Annotated in this window: 19 protein-coding genes and 2 pseudogenes; 10 read left to right on the forward strand and 11 right to left on the reverse strand. The window is 69.8% G+C overall.

Annotated elements, in window-relative coordinates; all coding sequences use genetic code 11:
* Positions 1-36: 36 nt before the first annotated feature.
* Positions 37-1554, reverse strand: coding sequence for an MFS transporter (locus AC3ETA_RS36330; protein ID WP_432197149.1), 1518 nt, complete (start codon positions 1552-1554; stop codon positions 37-39).
* Between the two features lie 441 nt (positions 1555-1995).
* The gene (locus tag AC3ETA_RS36335; protein ID WP_432197150.1) at positions 1996-2355 is read right to left on the reverse strand and encodes a transposase; all 360 of its coding nucleotides are present in this window, start codon (positions 2353-2355) and stop codon (positions 1996-1998) included.
* A 166-nt stretch (positions 2356-2521) separates the two neighbouring features.
* Between AC3ETA_RS36335 and AC3ETA_RS36340 the strand changes: the two genes are divergently transcribed.
* Both AC3ETA_RS36340 and AC3ETA_RS36345 read left to right on the forward strand, forming a co-directional pair.
* Positions 2522-4384: a hypothetical protein gene (locus tag AC3ETA_RS36340; protein ID WP_432197151.1), complete on the forward strand. Its 1863-nt coding sequence runs from the start codon at positions 2522-2524 to the stop codon at positions 4382-4384.
* A gap of 361 nt (positions 4385-4745) precedes the next feature.
* Positions 4746-5005, forward strand: a pseudogene (locus AC3ETA_RS36345) (helix-turn-helix domain-containing protein); the annotation flags it as partial.
* On the opposite strand, the pseudogene AC3ETA_RS36350 reads toward AC3ETA_RS36345, so the two are convergent.
* A pseudogene (locus AC3ETA_RS36350) lies at positions 4974-5225 on the reverse strand (RNA-guided endonuclease TnpB family protein); the annotation flags it as partial. The pseudogenes AC3ETA_RS36345 and AC3ETA_RS36350 overlap by 32 nt on opposite strands.
* A 236-nt stretch (positions 5226-5461) precedes the next feature.
* On the opposite strand from AC3ETA_RS36350, the gene AC3ETA_RS36355 reads away from it, so the two are divergent.
* Together AC3ETA_RS36355 and AC3ETA_RS36360 are read left to right on the forward strand one after the other, a co-directional pair.
* Positions 5462-5707, forward strand: a complete 246-nt coding sequence (locus AC3ETA_RS36355) for a hypothetical protein (protein ID WP_432197152.1) — start codon at positions 5462-5464, stop codon at positions 5705-5707.
* Positions 5708-5716: 9 nt separating this feature from the next.
* Positions 5717-5863: a hypothetical protein gene (locus tag AC3ETA_RS36360; RefSeq protein WP_432197153.1), complete on the forward strand. Its 147-nt coding sequence runs from the start codon at positions 5717-5719 to the stop codon at positions 5861-5863.
* Positions 5864-6488: 625 nt separating this feature from the next.
* Here the strand turns inward: AC3ETA_RS36360 and AC3ETA_RS36365 are convergent.
* Together AC3ETA_RS36365 and AC3ETA_RS36370 are read right to left on the reverse strand one after the other, a co-directional pair.
* Complete coding sequence (locus tag AC3ETA_RS36365) at positions 6489-7823, reverse strand: helix-turn-helix domain-containing protein (protein ID WP_432197154.1); 1335 nt, start codon at positions 7821-7823, stop codon at positions 6489-6491.
* 458 nt (positions 7824-8281) lie between these two features.
* Positions 8282-9058 carry a GntR family transcriptional regulator gene (locus AC3ETA_RS36370; protein WP_432197155.1) on the reverse strand — a complete coding sequence of 259 codons (777 nt, stop codon included), beginning with the start codon at positions 9056-9058 and terminating at the stop codon, positions 8282-8284.
* Positions 9059-9543: 485 nt separating this feature from the next.
* On the opposite strand from AC3ETA_RS36370, the gene AC3ETA_RS36375 reads away from it, so the two are divergent.
* The 5 genes from AC3ETA_RS36375 to AC3ETA_RS36395 are packed head-to-tail and all read left to right on the forward strand — an operon-like array spanning position 9544 to position 14861.
* On the forward strand, positions 9544-10575 hold the full coding sequence (locus AC3ETA_RS36375; RefSeq protein WP_432197156.1) for a phytanoyl-CoA dioxygenase family protein: 1032 nt from the start codon (positions 9544-9546) through the stop codon (positions 10573-10575).
* On the forward strand, positions 10572-11903 hold the full coding sequence (locus tag AC3ETA_RS36380; RefSeq protein WP_432197157.1) for a DUF6271 family protein: 1332 nt from the start codon (positions 10572-10574) through the stop codon (positions 11901-11903). The genes AC3ETA_RS36375 and AC3ETA_RS36380 overlap by 4 nt, the downstream gene beginning before the upstream one ends.
* Positions 11900-13096, forward strand: a complete 1197-nt coding sequence (locus AC3ETA_RS36385; protein WP_432197158.1) for a type III PLP-dependent enzyme — start codon at positions 11900-11902, stop codon at positions 13094-13096. Before AC3ETA_RS36380 ends, AC3ETA_RS36385 begins: the two co-directional genes overlap by 4 nt.
* On the forward strand, positions 13093-13656 hold the full coding sequence (locus tag AC3ETA_RS36390) for a GNAT family N-acetyltransferase (RefSeq protein WP_432197159.1): 564 nt from the start codon (positions 13093-13095) through the stop codon (positions 13654-13656). Before AC3ETA_RS36385 ends, AC3ETA_RS36390 begins: the two co-directional genes overlap by 4 nt.
* Positions 13641-14861 carry an MFS transporter gene (locus AC3ETA_RS36395; RefSeq protein WP_432197160.1) on the forward strand — a complete coding sequence of 407 codons (1221 nt, stop codon included), beginning with the start codon at positions 13641-13643 and terminating at the stop codon, positions 14859-14861. The genes AC3ETA_RS36390 and AC3ETA_RS36395 overlap by 16 nt, the downstream gene beginning before the upstream one ends.
* A 54-nt stretch (positions 14862-14915) precedes the next feature.
* Here the strand turns inward: AC3ETA_RS36395 and AC3ETA_RS36400 are convergent, their stop codons facing one another.
* Together AC3ETA_RS36400 and AC3ETA_RS36405 are read right to left on the reverse strand one after the other, a co-directional pair.
* The gene (locus tag AC3ETA_RS36400) at positions 14916-16475 is read right to left on the reverse strand and encodes a mucoidy inhibitor MuiA family protein (RefSeq protein ID WP_432197161.1); all 1560 of its coding nucleotides are present in this window, start codon (positions 16473-16475) and stop codon (positions 14916-14918) included.
* A gap of 4 nt (positions 16476-16479) precedes the next feature.
* The gene (locus AC3ETA_RS36405) at positions 16480-18627 is read right to left on the reverse strand and encodes a DUF4139 domain-containing protein (protein WP_432197162.1); all 2148 of its coding nucleotides are present in this window, start codon (positions 18625-18627) and stop codon (positions 16480-16482) included.
* Between the two features lie 227 nt (positions 18628-18854).
* Here AC3ETA_RS36405 and AC3ETA_RS36410 point away from each other — a divergent pair, with 227 nt between their 5' ends.
* The gene (locus AC3ETA_RS36410; RefSeq protein WP_432197163.1) at positions 18855-19148 is read left to right on the forward strand and encodes a hypothetical protein; all 294 of its coding nucleotides are present in this window, start codon (positions 18855-18857) and stop codon (positions 19146-19148) included.
* A 174-nt stretch (positions 19149-19322) separates the two neighbouring features.
* Here the strand turns inward: AC3ETA_RS36410 and AC3ETA_RS36415 are convergent, their stop codons facing one another.
* The 4 genes from AC3ETA_RS36415 to AC3ETA_RS36430 are packed head-to-tail and all read right to left on the reverse strand — an operon-like array spanning position 19323 to position 23209.
* Positions 19323-20402: an ABC transporter ATP-binding protein gene (locus AC3ETA_RS36415; protein ID WP_432197164.1), complete on the reverse strand. Its 1080-nt coding sequence runs from the start codon at positions 20400-20402 to the stop codon at positions 19323-19325.
* Position 20403: 1 nt separating this feature from the next.
* A complete protein-coding gene (locus AC3ETA_RS36420) occupies positions 20404-21492 on the reverse strand; it encodes an ABC transporter ATP-binding protein (RefSeq protein WP_432197165.1) in 1089 nt (362 codons plus the stop codon).
* The gene (locus tag AC3ETA_RS36425) at positions 21489-22334 is read right to left on the reverse strand and encodes a carbohydrate ABC transporter permease (RefSeq protein WP_432197166.1); all 846 of its coding nucleotides are present in this window, start codon (positions 22332-22334) and stop codon (positions 21489-21491) included. Before AC3ETA_RS36425 ends, AC3ETA_RS36420 begins: the two co-directional genes overlap by 4 nt.
* Positions 22331-23209, reverse strand: a complete 879-nt coding sequence (locus tag AC3ETA_RS36430) for a carbohydrate ABC transporter permease (protein WP_432197167.1) — start codon at positions 23207-23209, stop codon at positions 22331-22333. The genes AC3ETA_RS36425 and AC3ETA_RS36430 overlap by 4 nt, the downstream gene beginning before the upstream one ends.
* Positions 23210-23261: the final 52 nt, after the last annotated feature.

Genomic DNA, 23261 nt, shown 5'->3' on the forward strand with positions numbered 1-23261 from the left:
GGGATCGCACCGCACGCCTGCGCCCCGCACCGGGAGTCAGCTCTGCCGTGAGTGCATCGGGCTGTTGGCGATCTCCTCGGTGCACTTCCCGTGAATCCCGCGTATGCGCCGGTCGCGTCGCCAGTCGAAGGCAGCCAGGGCGAGGGAGGTCAGCATCCCGGCGATCGCGGTGCCCAGTGCGACGGCGAGGGCGCCTTGGTAGTCGTCGCCGCTGCCGAGGACCATGTAGAAGAGCCCGGGCAGGGCGGCGGTGCCCACCGCGGCGCCGAGCCGCTGGCCCGTCTGCAGCGCGCCACCCGCCGCGCCGGCCATGCGCACGGGTACGTCCCGGAGGGTCATGGTGATGTTCGGGGACACCACGAAACCCCCTCCGATGCCACCGAGGAACAGGACAGGAGCGGCGATCCATGGAGCGATGCCCAGGGGCGCGAAGCGCAGGAGCAGAGCGGCTCCGCCCAGACCACAGATCACCCCGGCGAGGCCGCAGACGGTGAGCAGGCGTCCGAGCCGGCCCACCAGTCGGCCTGCGACCACGGCGGCGCCCGCCGAGCCGAGGGCGAACGGAGTGACGGCGAGGCCGGACTGCAAGGGGGAGAAGGCCAGGCCGTTCTGGTAGAAGAGGGCGAAGACGAGCCACACGCCGCTGAAGCCGATGAAGTACAGCGTGCCGACGCCGGCGCCTACAGCGTAGCCGCGCACCGTGGTGAACAGGCGTGGGTCCAGCAACGGTTTGGCCCCCTTGGCAACGAGACGATACTGCCGGCGGACGAAGACGGTGAGGATCGAGGCGCCGACGGGGAACAACCACCACAGGCGACCCAGCCCGCCGGACTCCGCCTGGACCAGCGGATACATGAGGGCGAGGACACCGAGTCCGAGGAGCAGCACGCCGGGTACGTCCACGTACCTCCGACCGGACCGCCGGCTTTCGGGCAGCAGTCGGCGTCCGAGCAAGACCGCGAGGATGCCGATGGGGACGTTGACGTAGAAAATCCAACGCCAGCCCTGCTGACCGTCGGCCAGGGCGAGGATCGTGCCGCCGAGGAGTGGGCCGGACGCGGAGGAGATGCCTACCGTCGCCCCGAAGTAGCCGAAGGCACGGCCGCGTTCGGTGCCGCGGAACAACTGCTGGATGAACGCGGAGTTCTGAGGCGCCATGAAGCCGGCCGCCAGTCCCTGGGCAAGGCGGGCCACGACCAGCAGCGTGATGTCGGGAGCGGCACCACAGGCGGCGCTGAAGACGACGAAACCGCACAGTGCCATCAGGAAGATGCGGCGCCGGTCCAGGGCGTCGCCGAGTCGTCCGGCGGTGACGAGTGCGAGGGCGAAGGTGAGGGTGTAGCCGGACACGACCCACTGCACCTGTGCGGGGGAGGCGTGCAGGTTGTGCTGGACGGTCGGCAGCGCGACCGCCACGATCGTGACGTCCAGCAGGCTCATGAAGCCCGCCACCAAAGTGACCCAGAGCGCCCGCCACCGGCGTGGATCCCGCTCGTGGTCGTCCTCCCGGCCGTCGGAGCCCTGGCCGCCCGCCGCTGACGCCGCCGCTGTCACGTGTGGTCCTCTCGCACGGCCCGGCCGAACCTTTTCCCCGGCTGCGGCGCGTGCACACCGACGGTCTGCAAATGGGTGATGCCGGTACCCGACGTTCGGCTCTTCGACCAGTCGGAGGTCCGTGAGCGTCACCGCCACCGCGCCCCTCCGGCTGGTTCGCCGTGCGGCAACCTGAACGAGGAGGTCACGCCCGGTGCCGCGACCGTTCGGTTCGCGGTCGCCTGGCACGGGCTCGACGGCAGTGCAGCTGCGTCGTCAGACCGCTGACATAGTCTTCCCGCTGCCGTACACCGAGTGCGAGGAGCAGAGAATTGACCGGCATGTCTGCTTTCCCGCTGCCCTTTCACGCATCCCGTTCCATATGGTTCGCGACACCCCGAACGCTGAGGGAACTTCAGATGATGCAGTGAGGGACTCTGTCGGGGATCTTGTGGGCAGGGCTCATTTTCCTTGCCGCCACCAGCATTCCCAGGTCAGGCCGCGTGAGTCGAGGTATCTCTGGAAGGCTGTGGGGTGCTGAGGTCCCCGGCACCGTGGTGGCGTGCGTGAGGCGAGGCGCTCAAGATTGATCGCTATGCCCGTCAGCACGTGTTGGACATGGGTCTTGTGAAGACCGTGGTAGCGGCTGCGCCGTGCCTGGAGCCCGTTGGCGAATTCACAGATGGTTCCTTCCACTCCGGACCGGGTGGAGTTCTTGCCGTTCCGGACGGCACGTCGCGGGAGCGGCCGGGCACCGGTCCAGCACCCGGGGAACCGGTCGATGCCCAGCCCGACAGCGGGCACCGGACACCGGGCGTCCACTCACCCGCCTCCGGCAGCACCACGGCCCGCACCGCCCTCCCGGTGAAGCACAATGCGACGACCCGGCATGTGTCACTCTCCGCAGTCACATCGTCACGTAATGTGAGCGCGACTGGGTGTCGGCCGGCTGCACCGGCCGCGCCGTCCTCGACAGAGAGGGAACACGGTGACCAATACGGTGGCGGTACGGCCTGTGACCGCGCGGGAATTCCTCACCACTCCGGCGGGAGTGGCGCTGCGCAAGGGGCAGCGGCACGGGCGTTTCCTCGACCACATCGGCACAATCATCGATCTTGTCGACCTGGTGGACTCCATCGCGGGCGGCGGGCCCGGCATGGACATCGACGACATCCTCGACAACCACCAGCAGATCCTGGATCAGATCCTCAAGGAGCAGAAGGAGATCCAGGACAGCATCGGCGGGATCAACGACAACATCCAGGGCATCGGCTCCGACGTCGACCAGATCAAGGACCTCATCGACCAGATCGGCGAAGGCCAGGAGGAAGCCAGGAAACTCCTGGAGCAGATCCTTGCCGACCAGCGCCAGATGGCGCGGGAGATCAACCGCAATCTCCAGGTCATCTCCAACCAGGTCCAGGGCATGTGGACGGAGATGAACAACTGGTTCGCGCTGACGATCACCGCGATCGCCGGCCTGGCCGACACCCTCGCGGAGATCCAGCAGCAGCTCGCCCGCATCGAGCAGCTCCTCGAAGAGGTGCTGGCGGAGATCGCCGAGCTCCACGACCGGGTCGACTGGAACGCGGTCATCTCGATGTTCACCGAGCACGAGCACCGGGTCGGCTACTGCATCGAGATGATGATGGCGATCAATGTCGTGCCCACCGATCCCGGGGAGCAGCGCGACGGCGGCCCGGTTCTGCGGGTGGACGCCGACGGACTGGACGGCTGGGCACGGTCGGTCACCGACGAGGTGAACGGGCTGCCGTACTCGCTGTACTGCCTCCACCGCGTCCTCGTCGGCGACAACCTGCTCGGCAAGTCGCTGATGCATGTCTTCTGCCATCTGATGGCACACAAGGAGGAGATCGACTACCGGGAAGCGGCCCACTACTTCTTCAAGCTCGCCGCCGTCCAGGCCGAGGGCTATGCCGCGCTGAGCAAGGCCCGTCAGGCCATCAGCCTGCCCGAGATCGACTACGCCCGGATTTTGCGCGAGCGGCTCCTGCTCCAGACACAGAGCATCAACGCGGCCCTGGAGCTGACCTACGAGGTCGCGGAGTGGCAGGACGCGGTCACCAGGAAGGACATGCTCACCCACAGCATCGGGGGCTACGGCGGCGGCGTAGTCTCGGAGCCCAAGTACTTCGTCGTGGAGGACAACCGCCAGGTGATCGCCGCCATGGCGTTCCCGTGGGAACCCGGCGGCTCCCCGCAGCGCGGCCCGGTGGAGTTCTACGTCGGCCGGCCCGTGCCCGGCAGCCGTGGTATCGACCCTGCCTCGGTGAAGACCGTGACCGAGTGGGCGGACGGCAGCACCACCTTGTCGCCCATGCTCATGATCGCGCGTGAAGCGGAGAATCCCGTCACCGGGACGAAGCACAAGTACCTGCGCTACTACGCGCAGCCCTTCGTCTTCGACCCGAAGTACGTCATGGTCGGCCTGCGGCTCTCCGCCCGTGACGGCGTGACCGTGTGCGAGCCGCTGGTCGCCGAGTACGACGAGGAGACCGGCACCACCTCCTGGGACGGCACCTCGGGAGGACTGTGGGTCGCCACCCTCGACGAAACATGCGCCCAGACCGTCGTGGACCTCGGCCCCGTCGGCCGGCCCGCCGACCAGATCCCCGCCTGGCAGAAGGGCCCGCACTCGGTGGTCCCCCCGACCGACCACCGGTTTTCCGACCTGCGGCTCGCCGCGGGGTTCCGCATCGCGTTCCGGCGCGTCGGCGACAACATGTGGTTCTGTCCCGGCTTCCTCGACGACACCTGGGAGCAGAACACCCTGCTCCCGGCACCACCCCAATCCGACTACCTCCTCTACGAACCGGTCACCCTGCCCTGACTCCCGGGAACGGATCAGGGCCTGAGGACCGCCGAGGCCCAACCGCACGAGGGTGTGACCGTCGCGTTCATGCGTTGGTTAATGGACCAGGTCGCGGATGTGGTCCGAACGTCCCGAGCCTGGGTGCGGCTGCGACCCCTGCTGGTCGACGTCATCCACTGCTTGCGCCAGGAGTGCCCGGCGTCATCGGTGAGCGGAATCCCGATGGCACCAACATGAGTGGGCCTTCGGTGGGGGCGGTTCCATCACATCGAGCCCTTTCCAACCTCCCTGCGTGGTCCAGTAGTTGGCGTGAGAGACGAGTGAGGCCCCTGGTGGACGGGTTCACGACCAAGATCACCCGTTCCGCCAGAGGCTTCACATGCTTGTCCACTCGTCCGGACTGGACCTGTCCAGCCCGCACCTCTTTGTCCTCGCTGCCCGCAGCCGCGAACGCCGTCGTGCGATCGGCAGCCGGTGGCGCCGGCTGAGCAGGGCCGACAGGCCCTGCTCACCCTCGCCCACCTGCGCAACGCCCATCCCTACACCCAGCTCGCCGCCGGGTTCGACGTCGGCACGACCACGGCCTACCGCTACATCGCCGAAGCCGTCGATTCGGCTTCCTGCGCGCCATCATCCGCTGGTAACGGGCAAGCTTCTGCGCCGCCGTACGCCCGTGCTGCGGGTGGGGAGGGTCGTGCCCGTCGGACGTGGTGGTCGCGGTCTCCCTGACGCCCCAGCCGATCCCGATCACACGCTCCGTCGCGGGCAGGGCCTCGGTCACGGCAGGGAGGACGAACGACGCCCAGCAGTGCCCCACCACATCCCGGTACACACGCACGCTGGACGGCGGCTTCGGCATCCCGGCCCCGTTGCGGCATCGGCACACGTGCCCTGATGTCCTTCAGTGAGCCCGTCCGCCAACTTGAAGTCGCTGGTCAAAGGACTGGCGTGACGGTGTTCCGGGGTGCTCGTGCTGGTCGTGGGCGGCAGTCTGTTCTGTAGATCGTACGGCGCCGGCGCCAGTGCATGTTTCCAGTGGGAGACCTCACAGGCATGTGGCGGGTCGTACGGCTCGCAGAAGCTGCAGACGCAGATGTGACGCAGCGCGTGGAGCGGGCCGCGCGGCTACGACGACTGGCACGGCACGGGGCCGACCTCAAGCAGCTTCCCTCAAGCAGCTTCATCGACTACGGGTGGTCGACGGACCGCAACGACGGGGGCGGCACCTACACCTACTACCCTGGGAAGCAGGGCTACGCCAGCGGGATCGGCTGGGGCCCGAAGACCCGCTCCGACAACGAACTGCGCAAGGGATGCGGGACCAGGTCTCCGAATCCGTAGGACAAGCGCATGGTCGAGCAACCCCCCACGCGGTACTCACCCGAAGGAACGCCGCTGGGGCGCACCGCGGACAACATCCGGCTCGGCAACAGCTACGCCACTGAAACCCCACGGGCCCGCAAGCTGTGGTGGCGGATCAGGGACGTACTGCGCTAGCCGGTGAAGAATAGCGAGCAGCGCCACTAACGTGGGCACACGGACGGGCCCTCTCCGCAGGAACGCCTGCGGAGAGGGCCCACTTTCGCCATGTGGTCAAACTGGTGGCAACGCATCAAACCGCGCCGACACAGGTCAGCTGACGGACGATCTGCTCCGCTGACAACGGCCTGTGACCAGCACGAGCACCCTGGTCGGCATCGCCGCGAGCTGCACCGGCCCGCACGTCGCCCTCTCTCCACTCGCCCGGTTGTGCGCGTGCACGGCCCTGGATTTCGCGACGCACTCATTCCACACCCGGCGCAACCGGTCCCAGTCCGCACTGACAGTTGAGACCTCCTGACCGAGTCGGCATCCTCACCTGCGCTTTGGTGTACGCCGATCCGCCCTGCCGGCGAATCGGCTCTCCCCGCCCCACTCCCACGCAAGCTTCGTACCTCCCCCCGGGGAAGGCCGGGGGAGGCGGGGGAGGCCGGGGAAGGCCGGGGGAGGCGGGGGAGGCCGGGGAAGGCCGGGGGAGGCAACGAAGGAAGACTTGATGGCTGCTTCAGTTCCGGGAAGTCAGCGGGCCCGGTCCGCAGCCGGAAGCCCTTTCGCACAAGGCTACGGGTGGCGGCGGAGAGGCTCACGTCTCCCTGCTGCCGCTGTCCACAGCCTGCCGGGGGAGCCAGATCTGGCCCGCCACGCGGTCCGGGTGCCAGGAGCCGACAGGGCCGTACGCCACGTACTGGCGCACCGCGTCGTGGAGCCGGTACAGGAGTCGGCCGTCGGCGGCTCCTCCGGCCGAGTGCACCATCTGACGGTCGATGAGTTCGTCGAGGAGGTCGGCGGCCAGTCCTCGCGACGGTGTCACGCGGGTCACCATGTCGTCGACGCCGAAGTCGCCGTTCACCGTCCTCAGCCGCAGTAACGCGGTCCTCACCGGGGCCGGCAGCGAGCTGTGGCAGGCCGCCACACTGGCCTCAAGGGACAGATCGCCGATGTGCAGGAAGCGGAGCCGGTCCTGCTCGTTCGTCAGCCGGTCCGCCAGATCACGCAGCGACCGGTGGGGTCGTGCCGACAGCCACAGCCCGGCGATGTGCAGGGCCAGTGGCAGCCGCCCGCAGAACTGCAGGACACTCGACGCGGCCGATCGTTCCGCTCTCACGCGCGCCGGTCCGAGCAGGTCCTCCAGCACCTGGAGGGCGTCCCCGTCATCGAGGACGCCGATGTGCCGGCGGAACTGGGCGGTGAGGGCGGGGAGTGCGCGGCGCGCGGCCACCAGTACGGCGCTGCGCGAGCCGTCGACCAGCAGCGGCCGTATCTGCGCCTCGCTGCCGGCGTTGTCCAGGACGACGAGGACGCGCCTCCTGCTCAGCGCGTCGCGCAGCCGGGCAGCCGCTTCCTCCGGATGGCCCGCCGCCGGCCCGGCACCGAGGGAGCGCAGTACGCGGGGGACGATCTCGTCCGGCGTCAGCGGCGTGGAGGACGCTCCCGGGTGGAGGTCCACGAAGACCTGCCCGTCCGGGAACCGGTCGCGTACACCGTGTGCCGCCTCGAGGACCAGCGAGGTCTTGCCCGCGCCGGGCGGCCCGACGACGACCGCGGGCCGTCCGGCGCCGCCGTGCTCCGTGGCGGACAGGTGTGCCATCAGCGAGTCGACGTGCGTTGTCCGGCCGACGAGATCGTGGCGGGGCGCTGCGGGGAGTTCGGCGGGTACGAGCCCGGGTGGTGGCTGTTGCTTCTCGGCGCCGGGTCTGCGCATCAGCCGCCCGACCTCGTCCGGGGGCAGGCCGAGGGCCTTGGCGATGAGCAGCAGTGACTGCTTGCGGGGGCGGGAGGTGTGGCCGGTCTCGAGGTTGCGGATGGCCCGCACACTCACCCCGGAGCGTTCCGCGAGGCCCTCCTGGGTCAGGCAGGCCGCCTCACGTGCGGTGACCAGGGCGTCCGCGAGTGTCGTCGACAGCGATGTCTGGATCACGGGAGGCAGGCCTCCGCTCGCAGGGCGGCGGCCGGCGAGCGGCCGGGGACCCAGGGGCGGCCTGCCCCCTCGGGAGGGTCGGCGACTTCGGCCGCCGTCGGCGTGGCGGTCGGCGAGCGGTCGGGAATCCGGCGGTGTGCCCCATCCGGGATGCCGGCGGCTGGTGGTCGGTCGGCCTCGGCCGATGGCGGGACGGCTTCGGCCGATGGCGGGACGGCTTCGGTTCGGCTGGTGAGAACACCCTGTCGTGTCACGACTTTCCCAGGGTTGGCGGGGCGGGACTGGTCCTCAGGGGCTCGGTCGTGGGGGCCGGCCCGGGGCTCAGCGTGCTGCATGCGGTCACGGCCGCCGCACCGGGCGGGCCGTGTCGGGGGCCGTGCGCGCGATCAGCGTGCGGGGGCGCCGTGACCGTGGGGGGGCGCGAGCAACAAGGTGGAACGGTCGGAACCGGACAGGGCTCAGTCGGGCGTCCGGTCCGTCATGGGCATCAAGGTCACTACGAACTTGTAGCGGGAGCCGCGGTACACGGAGCGGACCCACTCCACCGGTCTCCCCTCGGTGTCGTGCGAGTGCCGGGACAGCAGCATCATCGGAAGCCCCACGTCCGTCGCGAGCAGCCCGGCCTCGTACGGGGTCGCGAGCGAGGTCTCGATGCCCTCCTCGGCCTCCGACAGGCGTACGCCGTACACCTCGGCGAGTGCTGTGTACAAGGATCTGTACTGGGCCAGCGACTCGCGCAGGTCGGGGAAGCGCCGTGCGGACAGGTGGGTCGTCTCGATGGCCATGGGCTCGCCACCGGCCAGCCGCAGCCGTTCGATTCGCACCACCCGCTCACCGACATCGATGTCGAGCAGGCGCGACAGCCGCTCGTCGGCCTCGATGTGACGCATGTCCAGGATGCGCGAGGCGGGTTCGAGTCCCTGGGCCTGCATGTCCTCGGTGTGGGAGGTGAGTTGGAGGACGCGGTAGAGCTTCGGCCGTGCAATGAAGGTGCCTTTTCCCTGGATCCGGTCCAGTCGGCCTTCACCGACGAGCTCCTGCAGCGCCAGCCGGACGGTGGTGCGCGAGGTGTCGAGCTGGACAGCGAGTAATCGCTCGGCGGGCATGCGTGAACCCGGCGTCAGTGACTGCGCGATCTCGAGGACCCGCTGCTTCACGCGGTAGTACTTCGGCACCCGTGCGGCGTGACCGGGCATTGCGGTGTCGTAGGGGACGATGCTCACGTCGGTGGTCATGGCCTGCCTTCCGGGCGCACTCGCAGGTGATTCGTTATAGCCCCCAACTCGCCCTTGGTCTAGTCCAACTGGGTGGCGGCGTGTCGCGGGGCGGACGTTGTTCCGCGATCTCCCGGGAATGGCCGGGGTGGCCTGCCGGGCCGCCTCGGTGTACGGAAAAGCCTAGACCAAGTGCCGTGCGGGCCCGCGGTCTTCGGCCCTGCGCGGCGTCGCGGCAGACAAGCGCAATGTTCGCAACTCGACGCCTGCAAGCGGTACTTGCCGGGACCTCCGAGGCCGTCGCGGTGACCGGCACATCGCCACGCCCCGGAGCCGCCCGGGTCTGCGCAGCGGTCGGCAACAGGCAACTGGCAGGCAGTTCGCGGCAACTTCGCCGGGATGCGATTGACACCGTGAATTGGTCCAGTCCACTTTGAAGGAACCTCAGTTCGATCAGTGACGGCCTGGAGTTCCCCTCGGCCACTGAGGACCCTTGGAGTGATCGCATGCCGACATCCGACCCCTACCTGTACCGCGCCCCGACACGGCGCCCCTACTTCAGCGCCGACGGCGAAACCTACCTCGCCCAGACGCAGCTCAGAGAGATCGAGAAGTCGCAGCCGCTGCGCGTGCTGTCGGAACAGGACTTCGCCTTCTGGCAGACGTACGGATACGTCGTGGTGCGCAACGCGGTCTCGCCGGGCGAGGCGAAGAGCCTGTACGAGTTCGCCTGGGAGTTCCAGGGAGTGGACCCCGAGCGGCCCGAAACGTGGTACGAGGAACGCGAGTTCCGCTCGGACCTCGACCGCGACCTGCACGTCTACGGCTTCGTCGAGGCGTACCACCACCAGCTGATGTGGGACACCCGGCAGACGCAGCGGGTCTACGACGCCTTCGCCGACGTGTGGGACTGCGACGAGCTGTGGGTCACCCTCGACCGGCTGAACCTCAACCCGCCGAACCGCGGCAGCCGTTCGCGCTCCCTCATCGCGCCGACCGACGAGGGCTTCGACATCGAACTGCACTGGGACGTCGACACCACGCTGGGCGTGCTGCCGCAGCGGGTGCAGGGCATCCTGGCCCTCAACGACACCCAGCCCGAACTCGGCGGGTTCCAGTGCGCACCCGAGCTGTTCCGTCAGTTCGAACAGTGGCGGATCACCCAGCCGGCCGGCCGGGACCCGATCAGGCCCGCGATCGACCGCGCCGAGTTCCCCGTGGTGCGGCCCGACTTGCAGGCCGGCGACCTGCTGATCTTCAACGGACTGCTCGCCCACGGAGTCGCCCCCAACGTCTCCGACCAAGGCGTGCGCGCCGTGCAGTACCTGTCGATGATGCCGGCGCTGGAGGAGCACGCGGAACTGCGCCGCTCCCGCGTCGAGTCGTGGCGCACGCTCAGCACGCCCGACTGGAACGGAACGCTGCTCGGGGACGCCGACCGGCACGAGTCGCTCCGGTACGGCCCCGCGACGCTCGACGACCTCGGCAGGAAACTCCTGGGACTCGACGCCTGGAGCGAACGAGAGAGCGCCAAGTGAACCGACAGACCAGCACCGACCGGATCTGCCTGGCCCTGCCCACCAACAGGGCGTGCGCGGACGCCATCGTGGGCATCGGCGAGGAGGCCGCCTACGCGGCCCGCACCTTCGGCACCGAGGTGCACCTGCTCATCCTCGACTCCAGCGACGAGACCACGCGGGCCGAGCACGCCCGCGTCGTGACCGGCCTGCCCGCCACTCCGAACGTGATCGTCCACCACCTCGACGAGGCACGCCAGCGGGTTTTCCTGCGCCGCACGATCCAGCGCTCCGACGTCGCCGTGCCCAAGCGACTGCTCGGCCTCATGCTGCCGGCCGCACTCTCCTACGGCGCCTGCACCAACCGCGCGTTCCTGATCGCCACTGCCCTCGGCTGCCGGTCCGTGCACCGCAGGGACTCCGACTGCACCTATCAAGTGCTGGACGGCGAACAGGTCTTCCCCATCCACCACGAGCTGTCCTCGCTCGGCAGGCCCGCCGCCGAGGCGTCGGCCGCCGTGACCGAGACCGTCCTCGCCGCCGGCCACCGCCACCGTCCGGTGTCCATGGTCGGGGCCTCCTTCATCGGCGAACGGTCCGTGGACATCGCCGAGATCGAGCAGCTCGACCCGGGCGTCTACCACGACGTCGTCAGCCTGTGGGCACCCGCCGACTGGTCGGACGAGCAGAAGGAACAGCTGGTCGAGGAGTCCTTCAAGGGCGCCGGAACCACCCCCTTCACGGGAGACCACTCCACCCTGACGCTGGTCGACCCCATGCGGGTGGACATGAGCAACATCGGCTTCGACCACGAGGTCTACGAGCGGGTGCCGTTGCCACCGGCGACGGACACCATCGGCAGCGACTACTTCCTCATCCACCTCGTGCACGACGCCGCGCTGCCCGGCGTGCTGCACAACCGCCACATCGAGAACTTCTACACGCCCTTCCGGCGCACCGACGCGGGCTTTCGCGCCTACCAGATGCGGTTCGTGAAGTTCCTGCTGTCGATGCTGTACTTCAACGACGTCTACGAGCGGATGGGCGCGGCCGGTGCCGCGCTGCTGGACGAGCGGGAGCACGTCCGCGGCGACGTCATCTCCCGCTTCCTGCGCGACAGCGCCGCTCTGGACCGCACGGAGAACATCTGGCGCCTGGACCGGGTCAGCACCTCGTACCGCAAACTGGGCGGCCGCTACGCCAAGTTCGCCGACCGGATGGACGCGCGCCGGGATCAGCTGCTGGACGAGGCACGGCGGGACACGGAGGACTTCGCGCTGCTGATCGACGCCTGGCCCGCGCTGGTGCGCGCCGCCCGGGAGACCGGCCTCGGGAGTGCGGAAGAGTGAGCGTGGATCTGGGCGCGCGACTGGCCTCCGCCCTGGCCGCCGCGTCGTCGGACCGCGTCGTCTTCGATCTCACCGGGGTCGGGAACCAGTACGACCACCTGGTGCGCGAACTGCCCGGCGTCATCGTCCGGTTCGCGATGAAGGCGTGCCCGGTCGACGAGGTGCTGACCTGCCTCGCCGACCGGGGCGCCGGCTTCGACGCGGCGAGCCCCGCGGAGATCGAGCAGGCGCTGCGGCTGGGCGTACCCGCCGGCCGCATCCACTACGGCAACACCGTGAAGTCCGACGTGAGCATCGCCGAGGCCCACCGGCTCGGCGTACGGACCTTCGCCACGGACAGCGTGCAGGACGTCACGGCCATCGCAGCACACGCCCCCGGCGCCCGCGTGTACTGCCGCCTCGCCACCAGCGGGGAGGGCGCCCTGTGGGGACTGAGCCGCAAGTTCGGCTGCTCGCAGGACGACGCCGTACGCGTACTGACGGCAGCCCGGGCCGCCGGACTGACCCCGGCGGGACTCTCGGTGCACGTCGGCTCGCAGCAGATGACGTACGAGGCATGGCGCCGGGCCGTCGACCAACTGGCCGACACCATGGTGGCGCTGCGCGAGCAGGGCATCGTGCTCGACCACGTCAACCTCGGCGGCGGACTGCCCGCGCTCGGCTACCTGGACCGGCACGGCCGCAGGCTGGAGCCGCCGCTGGACAAGATGTTCGCCGTCCTGCGCGAGGGCATGGACGAACTGCGGCACCTCAACGCGGCGCCCCTCGACTTCGTCATGGAGCCCGGCCGCCATCTGGTCGCCGATCACGGCGCGATCCGTGCTCACGTCTACCGGCTGACCGAGCGGCGGCAGCCCGACGGCGAGCTCGTGCACTGGCTCTACCTGAGCTGCGGAAAGTTCAACGGCCTCTACGAGATGGACGAGCTCTGCCACCGGCTGGTCTTCCCCGGCCACCTCGACGGCGAGTACGTCGCCGCCGTCGTGGCCGGTCCCACGTGCGACAGCGACGACGCCTACGGGACCGCGCACCGCCTCGTGCCCAAGGCACTGGCGTCCGGAGACCCGGTCTGGGTCCTGTCCGCCGGCGCCTACGCCACCAGCTACATGACACAAGGCTTCAACGGCTTCGGACCGCTCCCGCACACGACGACGGCACATGACGGGATCGGCCGTGCGGAGGCGGTGGCGTGAGCGGGGGAGCGGCGGGCCTCGACGCGCGCATCCGTCCCGTGCACGACGGTGACTGGCCGGGCATAGCCACCCTGGAGGCGGCGACCTACGCGGGCAGTTCCCTGACCGAGGGCAGGGCCGCGCTCGAGTCGAAGGGGCGCGCCTCGCCGGACACCTGCTTCGTGCTCGACATCGACGGGCACGTCGCGGGGTACCTGCTGGCGCTGCCGTACCCGATGTACCGGTACCCGGCGCTGGCCCGTGCCGACGAGCCCGTGCACGACTCGCGCAACCTCCACCTGCACGACATCGTCGTCGCACAGGAACAGCGCGGCAGGGGCTGGGGGAGCGGTCTGCTCGCCAGGCTGACGGCCGCCGCGCGACCGCGGTTCCAGCACATCTCGCTCGTCGCCGTCGACGGCATGGCCACCTTCTGGGCCGAGCACGGCTACCGGACCCATCCGGGGGTCCGGCTCCCGGAGAGCTACGGCAACAACGCCGTGTACATGTCCATCGCGGTGCCCGGCAGCGGTACCAGCCCTTCGAAGGAGGTGGCCCGGTTCCCGTGCCCCGTGTCCTAGACGACTTCAGACGTACGCAGTTGGCGATCGCGGCGCTGTTCTGTTTCCTCGGGTTCCAGTACGCCACCTGGATCTCCCGGATTCCCGCCCTCAAGACGCGCCTCGACCTGAGCGCCGGGGAGGTGGGCCTGCTGCTCATGGTCACCGGGGCGGGCGCGGCGGCCTCCTTCCCGCTCGTCACGTTCCTGATGAAACGCCTCGGCGCACGCCGCCTCGCCCTGCTGTCCGGACTGGGCCTGGTGGCGATCCTCCTGGCACTGTCCATGACTCCCAACTACCCAGTGACGCTGCTGATCCTCTGCGCGGACGGCGTGGCGGTCGGCTGCCTGAACGTGGCGATGAACGCGCAGGGCGCCGCCCTCGAAGCGGCCCACGGACGCACGGCGATGACCCAACTGCACGCCACCTTCAGCGCCGGTTCGTTCCTCGCCGCCCTGGTGTCGTCCGGCATGACCGCGCTCACCTCCGGCATCGTCACCCACTTCGCGGCCGCATCGGCCGTACTCCTGGCGCTCCTCGCCTGCGCGCGCCCACGCCTGCTCCCCGACGACGCCCCCGCGAACGAGGAGCCGACCGAGCGGGAGGAGGGCAAGACCCGCCGCAGAAGGGTCAGACCGACACAGGTGATGCTCTGGCTAGGCTGCACCATGGTCTTCACCGAGGTCGTCGAAGGCTCCATGAACGACTGGTCCGCGCTCTACCTGAAGGACGTCGCCGGCGCGTCGGCCCAGGTCGCCCCGCTCGGCATCGCGGTCATCTCGGTCGTGATGGTCCTCGCGCGCCTCTTCGGTGACGGCTGGCGCAGCCGCTGGGGCGACGCCGTCGTCGTCCGCGTCGGCAGCGCCGTGGCGGGAATCGGACTGGCCCTGGCACTGTTGGCCGGAGGCGTCGTGCCCGCGCTCCTCGGCTTCGCGTGCGTGGGACTGGGCGTCGCCGCCGTGACGCCGTGCCTCTACGTCGCCGCCGCGGCCGAAGGCCCGGACGCCCTCTCCCTGGTCGCCGCCACCGGCACCACCGGCCTCCTCGTCGGTCCCGCGCTGATCGGCTTCGTCGCCGAAGCCGGCGACCTGACCTGGGGGATGGCCGTCGTGGCAGCCTCCGCCGTCATCGTCTCCCTGTGCGCGACCCGCCTCCAATGGGCCCCAGCGAAGGCGTCGTCCGCGGGGAGCACGGAGGCGGAGGTGGTCGAGGAGACGGCTACGTGACCGACGCGTCGGGGCGGCAGCGTTGGGCTGCCGCCCCCACCTATGACCTACGGCTCACAAACCCGCGACCTTGCCGCTCGCGGAGATCTCGTAGACCAGGGTGACGGTGCCGTGTCCGCCGGGCGCCAGGCGGAGGTCCCAGCGGGCGATGCCGTCGGCGTCGATCTCGTCGGGCTCCGGTGCACAGGCCTCCTTGCGCAGGCGTACCTCGACCGCGGACACCTCGGAGACGGGAATGCGCTCCCGAAGGGTGACGGTCTGCTCGCCGCGTTCTCCGGGAGCCGAGAAGCGCGACACATGCAGACGGACCGTGTGGGTGATCACGGTCCGCTGCGTCAGCGTCGCGGTGTCGCGGGACTCCTCGGTGTGCCGGATCACCCGGTAGTCGTCGTCGCTGCCGTAGGCCAGTTCGACCGGGGCGCCCGGCGCCGTGAAGCTCAGCGTGCCACGGCCGGTGAAGCCGCTGCCGCGCACCAGGTCCACAGGCCCGGCCAGCAGCGCGTGGCCGGAGGTGTTGTCGAACCGCGCGACCTGGCTGACCAGTGGCGACAGTTCGGGCGAGGAGGAGTACTCGCTGCTCGCCACGGCGGTGACGGCGGTGAGCGGCACCCGGTGGCCGCGGCCGTCGGCAGGGACGGAGACGGCAGCGGGCGAGTGCAGCACACGTGTCTGGCCGCCGTCGTCCACCCCGGGCAGGCCGAGCACCGGGACCGGCCCCAGCTCCGCGATCTCCTCCTCCCGCAGTTCCACCTCGACGGTGCGGCGCTCCGCGGCGGAGCGGTCCTTGAGGGTGAGACGGTCCTCGGTCAGCCGCGGCGGGTCGGTGGTCAGTGCCGAGCGGGCCGTCGACAGGGTGAGCCGTACGTCCGACCAGTCCTCGCCGGTGCGCTGCCAGACCATCGCGTCGGTCTCCAGCGTCACCGTGCCCCCGTCCAGTACGGCCCGGTATGCGGGGCGCCACAGTGCGCACGAGGTGAGGTGGGTCAGCCGCAGCCGGACCTGCTGGGCGACCTCGGTCCGTACGGTCAGCTCGACATGGCCGATCAGCTCGGCGGGTCGCTCCTCGGCGAGCTGGATGGCCTGCTGCGCCTGCACGAGCTCGCCCGCGATCTCCGTCGACCGTGCTTCCGCGGCGCGGAGTTGCTCGCCGTACGTATCGCGCTCGGCGTCGACCCGGTCCAGCTCGCGGGTCCAGCGGGCCTCGTCCGTCTCGCCGTGCCCCGTGCCTTCGGCGATGTCCCGCAGCAGATCGGTGGCCAGGCGGCCGAGGAGGTCGAGACGGGTGCGCAGCCGGTCACGCGTGTGGCCGACAGTGACCTGCTGCTCCTCGAGGACGCGGATCCGTGTCCGCAGGGCGGAATCGTCGTCGGCGGGCAGCGGCCCGCGAGGAATCCAGGTACGGACGATCCGTACGTCGAGGACGGTCGCGGCATGCTCGCCCGTCAGTTCCGCGTGGAGGGTGCGGTCGACCGCGAGTGCGCTGATCGGCCCGAGGCGCAGCCGCTGGACGCCGGCCCGCAGGTCGAGTTCGGCGGTCCGCTCGATGTGGGCGCGGTCTTCCAGGCAGGTGACGGCGGTGACGGGCAGGGGGATCGGCTGGGTGTCCGTGGGCATGGTGTCAGCTCCTGCGGTTGCCGCCGACCAGGGCCTTGGCGGCCGGGACGCGGATGTCGTAGCCGCCGTCGAGGGAGGCGCTGCCGCCGGCCGGCAGGTCCACTCGCCAGACGCGGGTGCCCGGGGCGTGCCGGTCGGGTCCGCCGTCCTGCTCGGGTGTCGTCCAGTCGGCGTGTTCGTCGATCCGTACGTCGGGTTCGGAGGTGACCGGAACCTGTTCGTGGATCTCGACGGTGACGCTCTGGGCGAGCCGGTTCGAGAGCTCCACATGGATCTGGTGGGCGAGCACGGTGGTGTTGTTGCGCAGCCCCGAGGTCGACTCGCGCAGGTTCGTGCGGCGGGTGACCCGGATGCCCTCGGCGGGTCCCAGCCCCATCCGGCGGACGCCGCCGGGGGCGAGCGTGGGCAGGGCGGCGGTCGTCAGGAAGTCGTCGTCGCCGGTGACCTCCACCGGCCCGGCGAGGAGGGCCTGGTCGGTGGCGTTGGAGAGGACGAGGGTGGCGTAGACCGTCTGCTCGACCGAGGGCACACAGAGGTACTCGGTGTGCAGACCGACGGGAATCTCCGTCACGGTGACGGTGTGCCAGGTGCCGTCGGAGGGGATGTCGGCGCGGGCGACGGCGTCGTATCGGTGGTCGAAGGAGCCCGCCGATTCGCGCGGCCGCACGGCATGGCCGGGCAATGGCAGCGCGGCCACCGCGTCGGCGCGACGGCGGTGTTCGTCCGCCACCGGGTCGGAGGACGCGAGGGGGAAGAGCCTGCCCCTGCGGCTGTCGGGCTCGTCGGCGCCGGACAGCACGAGCGCGGCGTAGTCGAGTTCGGCACCGCTCGGCCGTGGCGGACCGGCCGCCACCGGTGCTGACGGCGGGGGAGGAGGGGCCGCCGGGGCAATGGGGGGAGGCCCGGCGACGCGGCCTGCGGCGGGCCCGGACCCGGCACCGGGTCGTCGCGAGCGGGCGGGCGGCGCCGGGCGGGGGACGGCGGTGTCGAAGACCGCGGACGGAGCACTGGGGGGACCGGACGGCTCAGGCAGCGCGGCGGGCGGCATGCCGTACCCCTGCGGCGCGGGCGGCGGCGGTGGCGGTACGGCGCCGTAGGCTGCGGGAGGAGTGCTGACGACGCCGGTCGACTCGGGGCTCGGCATGCCGTACCCCTGAAGTGCGGGCGGCGGCAATGGGGGGACGGGGCCGGGCGCAGGCGCGGCCACCGGGACCGGTACGACGGCCGGAGCGGGACGGGGACCCGCCGCGTCGTAGCCGGAGAAGAGGTCGGAGAGCCCCGCAGGGGGCTCGCGCCAGCCGGAGGGCGCGGGGGCGGGCTGCCGGCGTCCGACCCGGATCGAACGCAGCCTCGGCAGATCGGTGCGGCGGCGCAGATCCGCGGTGGCGAGGGCGATGCGCACCCCGTTCCAGTCCTCTCCGGTCCGCTGGGCGACCGAAGCACGCAACACCAGAGTGCCGCTGTCGTCGCCCTGACGGTGAGTCAGACGGTAGGCCGGTACCCAGACGGCCCCCGGCACACCGTACTCAAGCTCCACTTCCACGGTCCCGGTCCCGTCGAGCGTCAGGAGGGCGACCATGGTGGTCGCGACAGGCTCGGACGGAACGTCGGTCGAGGCACGCATCCAGCGGTCGGTGGCAACCGAGAACTCGTGCTGGACCCGGCGAAGCTCCTCCTCCAGACCGACGAGCCGGTCATGAAGCCCTCGCAACCGCTCGTCGACGAACTCGCCGAGCCGCAACCAGGCATCGGCCGCCGTACGGCGCGGTGGATCCTCGCGCTTGCGCGCAGGCGGGACCGGACGGAGCCCCGCCACCTCCGTGATCAGGTTCACCTGCCGGTCACGCCGCCCCTGCGCCGACGCACAGACGCCGCGCAGCTTCTCCATCTCCTGCCGCAGGGTGTCGACCGCGTCGCTGCCGGACGGTTCGGCATCGACCTCCACCCGCACCTCGGTGACGCATACGCTCCCATCACCCACGACCGTGGCCCGCAGCGAGCCGGCGTCCATCGACCGGGGCAGCCCCGTCACCCGCACCCGGCCGTCCGCCGGGACGGTTCCCCTGGCCAGGCGGGTGCAGAGCGCACCCTGTGCGTACACCACGACCGCGTCGAGCGATGACGCCCACTCCGCTGCAGCTTCAGATTTCATGCACTCCGCCCCCCGTATCCCGCGCCGACCGAAGCCTACGCCCAGGCCATGCCCTGTTCCGACGCTTCTCCTCAGGTCGCATCAGCGGCCGAGCGCAGCCCGCCTTCCCATTGTTGGGGGGCACGCACCGACGAGGCGTCGGCTCAGGCGTGTGGCAGGGGGCACCCACCGTGGCGCCTGATGATGCGACAGGTGCAAAAGACACCCACGGGGGTACTGGGCGCCGCATGGCTGCACAGAGCGAGTCCCTGGGGTCCTGGCCGGTCGAACGGCAGTTGCGTCGGATGCGTGCGCTGTACGCCGCGGGCGTGCTGCTGTGGGCGGCATCCAGCATCGGGACGGCATGGTCGTCTCCCGGTGGCAGGGCGATGTGGACATCCGTCCTGCTCCTGGCGGTCTTCACCGGCCTGCTGGCGCTGTCCAGCATGTGGCTGCGCCGCATCGGGCCTGCCGCAGCAGCGGCACGCAAGAACCCAGCGCCCGCCCATGATGCCACCAGCACCCGCCACGCACGCGCCTGACAACTGTGGCGGAGCGGAGGGAAAACGGTCGTGTCGCGTACGGCGGGGGCGGTGCGGGCCCATCCATGGACGGGTGGGGCGTGGCGGGCATCCCGGCCGTGCTGCCAGGACGCACTGCGACACGATCGTACGAGTTCGAAAGGGCGACATCGTGGATGGCCACCCAAGTGGTCGTTACGACCGGAGGACCAGCTGACCGTCCGCGTAGGGAAGGACCTTGGCGCGCGGCAGGTGCACGAGGACCTCCTCGCCCGCCGGAGTTCCCTCCTCGCGCGGTGTCTTGGCCCTGACGAGTTGCCCGGCGACCTCGACCTCGAGCACGCGTTGCGCGCCGTGGTCGCTGACACGGCGCAGCCGGCCGGGGAAGGTGTTGGGGCCGGGTTCCGTGACGACCTTGACGTACTCGGGCCGGACGCCGACCTGGACCTCGGTCGTGTTGCCGGGGACGTCCCAGGCGACGGACAGGGTCCGGCCGCCCAGCGCGAAGGGACCGTCGTTGCGGTCCACGGTCAGGAAGTTCATCGCCGGGGAGCCGATGAAGTAGCCGACGTATGTGGAAGAGGGCGCCTCGAACAGCTGCTCAGGGGTGCCTTGCTGGACGGCGCGGCCGTCCTTCATGACGAGCAGTTCCTGCGCGAAGCTCATCGCCTCGTACTGGTCGTGCGTCACATAGATCACCGTGGGCCGGAACTGTTCGGTGATCTCCCGGATCTTGCGCCGCAGCGAGTGCTTCAGCTGCGGGTCGATCACGGTGAGCGGCTCGTCCATCAGGACGGCTGCCACATCGTCACGGACCAGGCCGCGGCCGAGTGAGATCAGCTGCTTGTCGTCGGCGGTGAGCCTGCGAGCGGGCTGCTTCAACCGGTCGTGCAGCTCCAGGGCCTCGGCGACCTGCCGGACCTTGGCATCGGTCCTGGCCTTGTCCCAGCGCCGGCACTGCAGCGGGAAGGCGAGGTTGTCGTAGACCGTCATCGACTTGTAGATGACGGGGAACTGGAAGACCTGGGCGATGTTGCGCGCCTTGGTGGGCAGCGCGGTGACGTCGACACCGTCGAACAGCACCCGCCCTTGGGCCGGTCTGACCAGGCCGGACAGGATGTTCAGCAGGGTTGTCTTGCCGCAGCCCGAGGGCCCGACCAGCGCGTAGGTCCTGCCGGACTCGAAGGTCAGCTTCAGCGGCTTGAGAGCCCACCGATCCTCCTGGGCACCCGGCGCGTACGCGTGCCCGACGTCGACGATGTCCAACTGCGCCATATCAACGGCCTTCCACTGAAGCGAGATCGTACGAAGGTGTCTGCACGAGCGCCCCCCGCTCGTCGAAGGCGAACAGCCGGTCGGGACGGAGCCGGAGTCTGACCAGGTCGCCGAGGCCGACGTCGTGGATGCCCTCGATCTGTACGACGAAGGGGGTTTCGCCGACGACCACGTGGACGAATGTCTCGGATCCGGAGATCTCGACGAAGGTGACCTCGCCTTCGACACCGCTGGAAGCCAGGCTGACGTCAGTGGCGCGCAGGCCGAACTGGTAGGCGCCGTCGGGCAGGTCGGCCAGGTGCGCGGAGATGTGCGTGGCCTGGAAGCCGGCCACCGTGACCTGGCCGCCCTCGAGCCGGCCCGCGAAGATGTTCATGGGCGGGTCGTTGATGATGGACGCCACCGTGGTGGTCGCCGGGCGTTCGAAGACCTCCTGCGGGGTGCCGGTCTGGAGGATTCGTCCCTCGTGCATGACGAGGACCACGTCCCCGAGCATCATCGCCTCGGCGGGTTCGGTGGTCGTGTAGATGACGATCGCGTCGCCCCGGTCCGAGAAGAGGGCCTTGAACTCGTCGCGCAGTTGTTCACGCAACTTGTAGTCCAGGTTCGCCAGCGGCTCGTCGAGCAGGAGAATGCCGGTGCCACGGGCCAGGGCGCGGGCCATCGCGACGCGCTGCTGCTGGCCGCCGGAGAGCTGGGAGGGCTTGCGCTTCTCGAAGTCCGCCAGCCCCACGCTCGCCAGGTTTTGCCGGACCCGTTGCCCGATCTCGTCCCGTGACAGCCCGGCCCGCCTCAGTGGGAAGGCCACGTTGTCGTACACGTTGAGGTGCGGGTAGTTGATGAACTGCTGGTAGACCATGGCGGTGTCGCGCCGCCAGACCGGCGTCTTCAGGAAGTCGGCTCCCGCCCGGGTCAGCGAGCCGGAGTCCACCTTTTGCAGGCCGGCCAGGGCTCGCAGCAGCGTCGTCTTCCCCGCCATCGTCCGGCCGATGATGGTGTGGAGCCGTCCCGGCCGGAAGGTGGCGGTCACGTTCTTGAGGTGGTCGACGCCGTCGACGGTCAGGCACAGATCGGTGGTGCTGAGGTTCATCGGACCGCTCCCGAGAGGTTCCCCTTGGACAGGAGGCGCTCGACCCAGAGGGCGAGCAGGATCAGCGGTGCCACGCCGAAGAGCGCGGCGGCGGACAGCGTCCACCACGGTGGAATGGAGGAGTTGAGAGCGACGACCGCCTGAGGCAGGGTCTGGACCTCGGTGAAGGTCAGCCGGAAGGCGAAGAAGAAGTCGTTCCAGCCGAACACCGCGCAGAACATCGCCGCGACGGTCAGCCCTGGCAGGGAGTTCGGCAGGATGGCCCGTACGAAGGTCTGGAACGGGGGGCAACCGTCCAGCATCGCCATCTCGTCGATCTCGCGGGGGATGCCGTTGAAGAAGTCCACCATCACCCAGACCGCGATGGGCAGCAGGAGCGCGACCGTCACGATGACCAGGCCCGGGATGGTGTCCAGGAGGCCGCCCCATTGCAGGAGGTAGAAGAAGGGGATCACCAGGACGACGGGCGGCATGATCCGCTGGGAGACGAAGAAGAAGACGATGTCGCTGTTCTTGATGAAGCCCAGCCTGAACCGGTACCGGGAGAGTGCGTAGGCGGCCAGTGACCCGAGGGCCAGGCTGATGGCGGACGCGGCGATGGTGACGATGGCACTGTTGATGAAGGGATCGACCACGTCGACGCCGCCGGCTCCGCCGAAGATGTTGCGCCAGCCGGTGAGGGTGGGCTCGTACTGGGCCCAGGGGACGTAGGTGGGACCGCCCTGGACGGCGTTGGCGTTCTTGAAGCTGGTCGTCATCGCCCAGAAGAACGGTCCTGCGACGAAGCAGGCCCACAGGGCGATCACGGTGTACTTGAACACGGGATAAAGGCGCGACTTCAAGAGTCCCCCTTCAGCTTGAGGGCCCTGGTGAGAAGGGCGGCGACGACCGTGAGCGTGACGATCATCAGGACCAGGTAGGTCAGGGACATCGCCCCGCTGTAGCCGGTCTGCTGATCGCGGAGGCCCTGGATGTAGAGGTAGTAACCCGGAGTCTCGGTGGAGGACCCCGGTCCGCCGGACGTCAGGACATAGACGCTGTCGGAGAGCTTGGACGCCTCGATCAGCCGGATGATGACCGCCGCCACCGAGACCGGTGCCATCAGCGGGAAGGTCACCTTCCAGAAGGTGCGCCAGGTCCCGGCGCCGTCGATCGCGGCGGCCATGAACGGCTCCTTGGGAAGGCTGAGCAGGCCGGCCAGCAGCAACAGGAACATGAAGGGGGTCCACTGCCAGACCTCGACGGTCATCAGCGCGAACAGGGCCGGCCCCGACTCGGTGAGCCAGGGAATCTTCGTCAGGCCCAGCATCCCCAGGAGGTCGTTCACCGGCCCCAGCGACTCATGGAAGATCGTCTGCCAGATGGCGGCCATCACCACGGGCGTGGTCATCATGGGGACGAGGAAGAGCACCCGCCAGAATCTGCGGCCGCGTGCCTCGCGCCAGACCAGCAGGGCCATGCCGAAGCCGATGAGGTACTGGATCAGGACCGTGCCGCCCGCGAGCAGGATCAGCCGGGTGATGGAGGTCCAGAAGCGGCTGTCGTCCAGCATCGCGGTGTAGTTGGCGCCTCCGATGAAGTCCATCTGAGGGTTGCTGACGTTCCAGCCGGAGAAGCTGACGCGGATGGTGAACAGAAGGGGGAAGATGATGATCAGGAAGAGCGTGAGCAGTCCCGGCAGCAGGAACATGCTCTTGTGCCGGCGCAGGCCGTCCATGGGTCTCCTTGCGGAAGGAAGCGGGGGTCCCCGGGTGGCCGGCCGGTGCGGT

The sequence above is a fragment of the Streptomyces sp. bgisy027 genome (assembly GCF_057710365.1).

What these genes read in the sequence shown, in the direction of transcription:
- AC3ETA_RS36410 (WP_432197163.1), top strand. Translation starts at nt 18,855, where the DNA reads ATGGCTGCACAGAGCGAGTCCCTGGGGTCCTGGCCGGTCGAACGGCAG.
- AC3ETA_RS36430 (WP_432197167.1), bottom strand. Translation starts at nt 23,209, where the DNA reads ATGGACGGCCTGCGCCGGCACAAGAGCATGTTCCTGCTGCCGGGACTG.
- AC3ETA_RS36360 (WP_432197153.1), top strand. Translation starts at nt 5,717, where the DNA reads ATGGTCGAGCAACCCCCCACGCGGTACTCACCCGAAGGAACGCCGCTG.
- AC3ETA_RS36415 (WP_432197164.1), bottom strand. Translation starts at nt 20,402, where the DNA reads ATGGCGCAGTTGGACATCGTCGACGTCGGGCACGCGTACGCGCCGGGT.
- AC3ETA_RS36405 (WP_432197162.1), bottom strand. Translation starts at nt 18,627, where the DNA reads ATGAAATCTGAAGCTGCAGCGGAGTGGGCGTCATCGCTCGACGCGGTC.
- AC3ETA_RS36370 (WP_432197155.1), bottom strand. Translation starts at nt 9,058, where the DNA reads ATGACCACCGACGTGAGCATCGTCCCCTACGACACCGCAATGCCCGGT.
- AC3ETA_RS36400 (WP_432197161.1), bottom strand. Translation starts at nt 16,475, where the DNA reads ATGCCCACGGACACCCAGCCGATCCCCCTGCCCGTCACCGCCGTCACC.
- AC3ETA_RS36375 (WP_432197156.1), top strand. Translation starts at nt 9,544, where the DNA reads ATGCCGACATCCGACCCCTACCTGTACCGCGCCCCGACACGGCGCCCC.
- AC3ETA_RS36420 (WP_432197165.1), bottom strand. Translation starts at nt 21,492, where the DNA reads ATGAACCTCAGCACCACCGATCTGTGCCTGACCGTCGACGGCGTCGAC.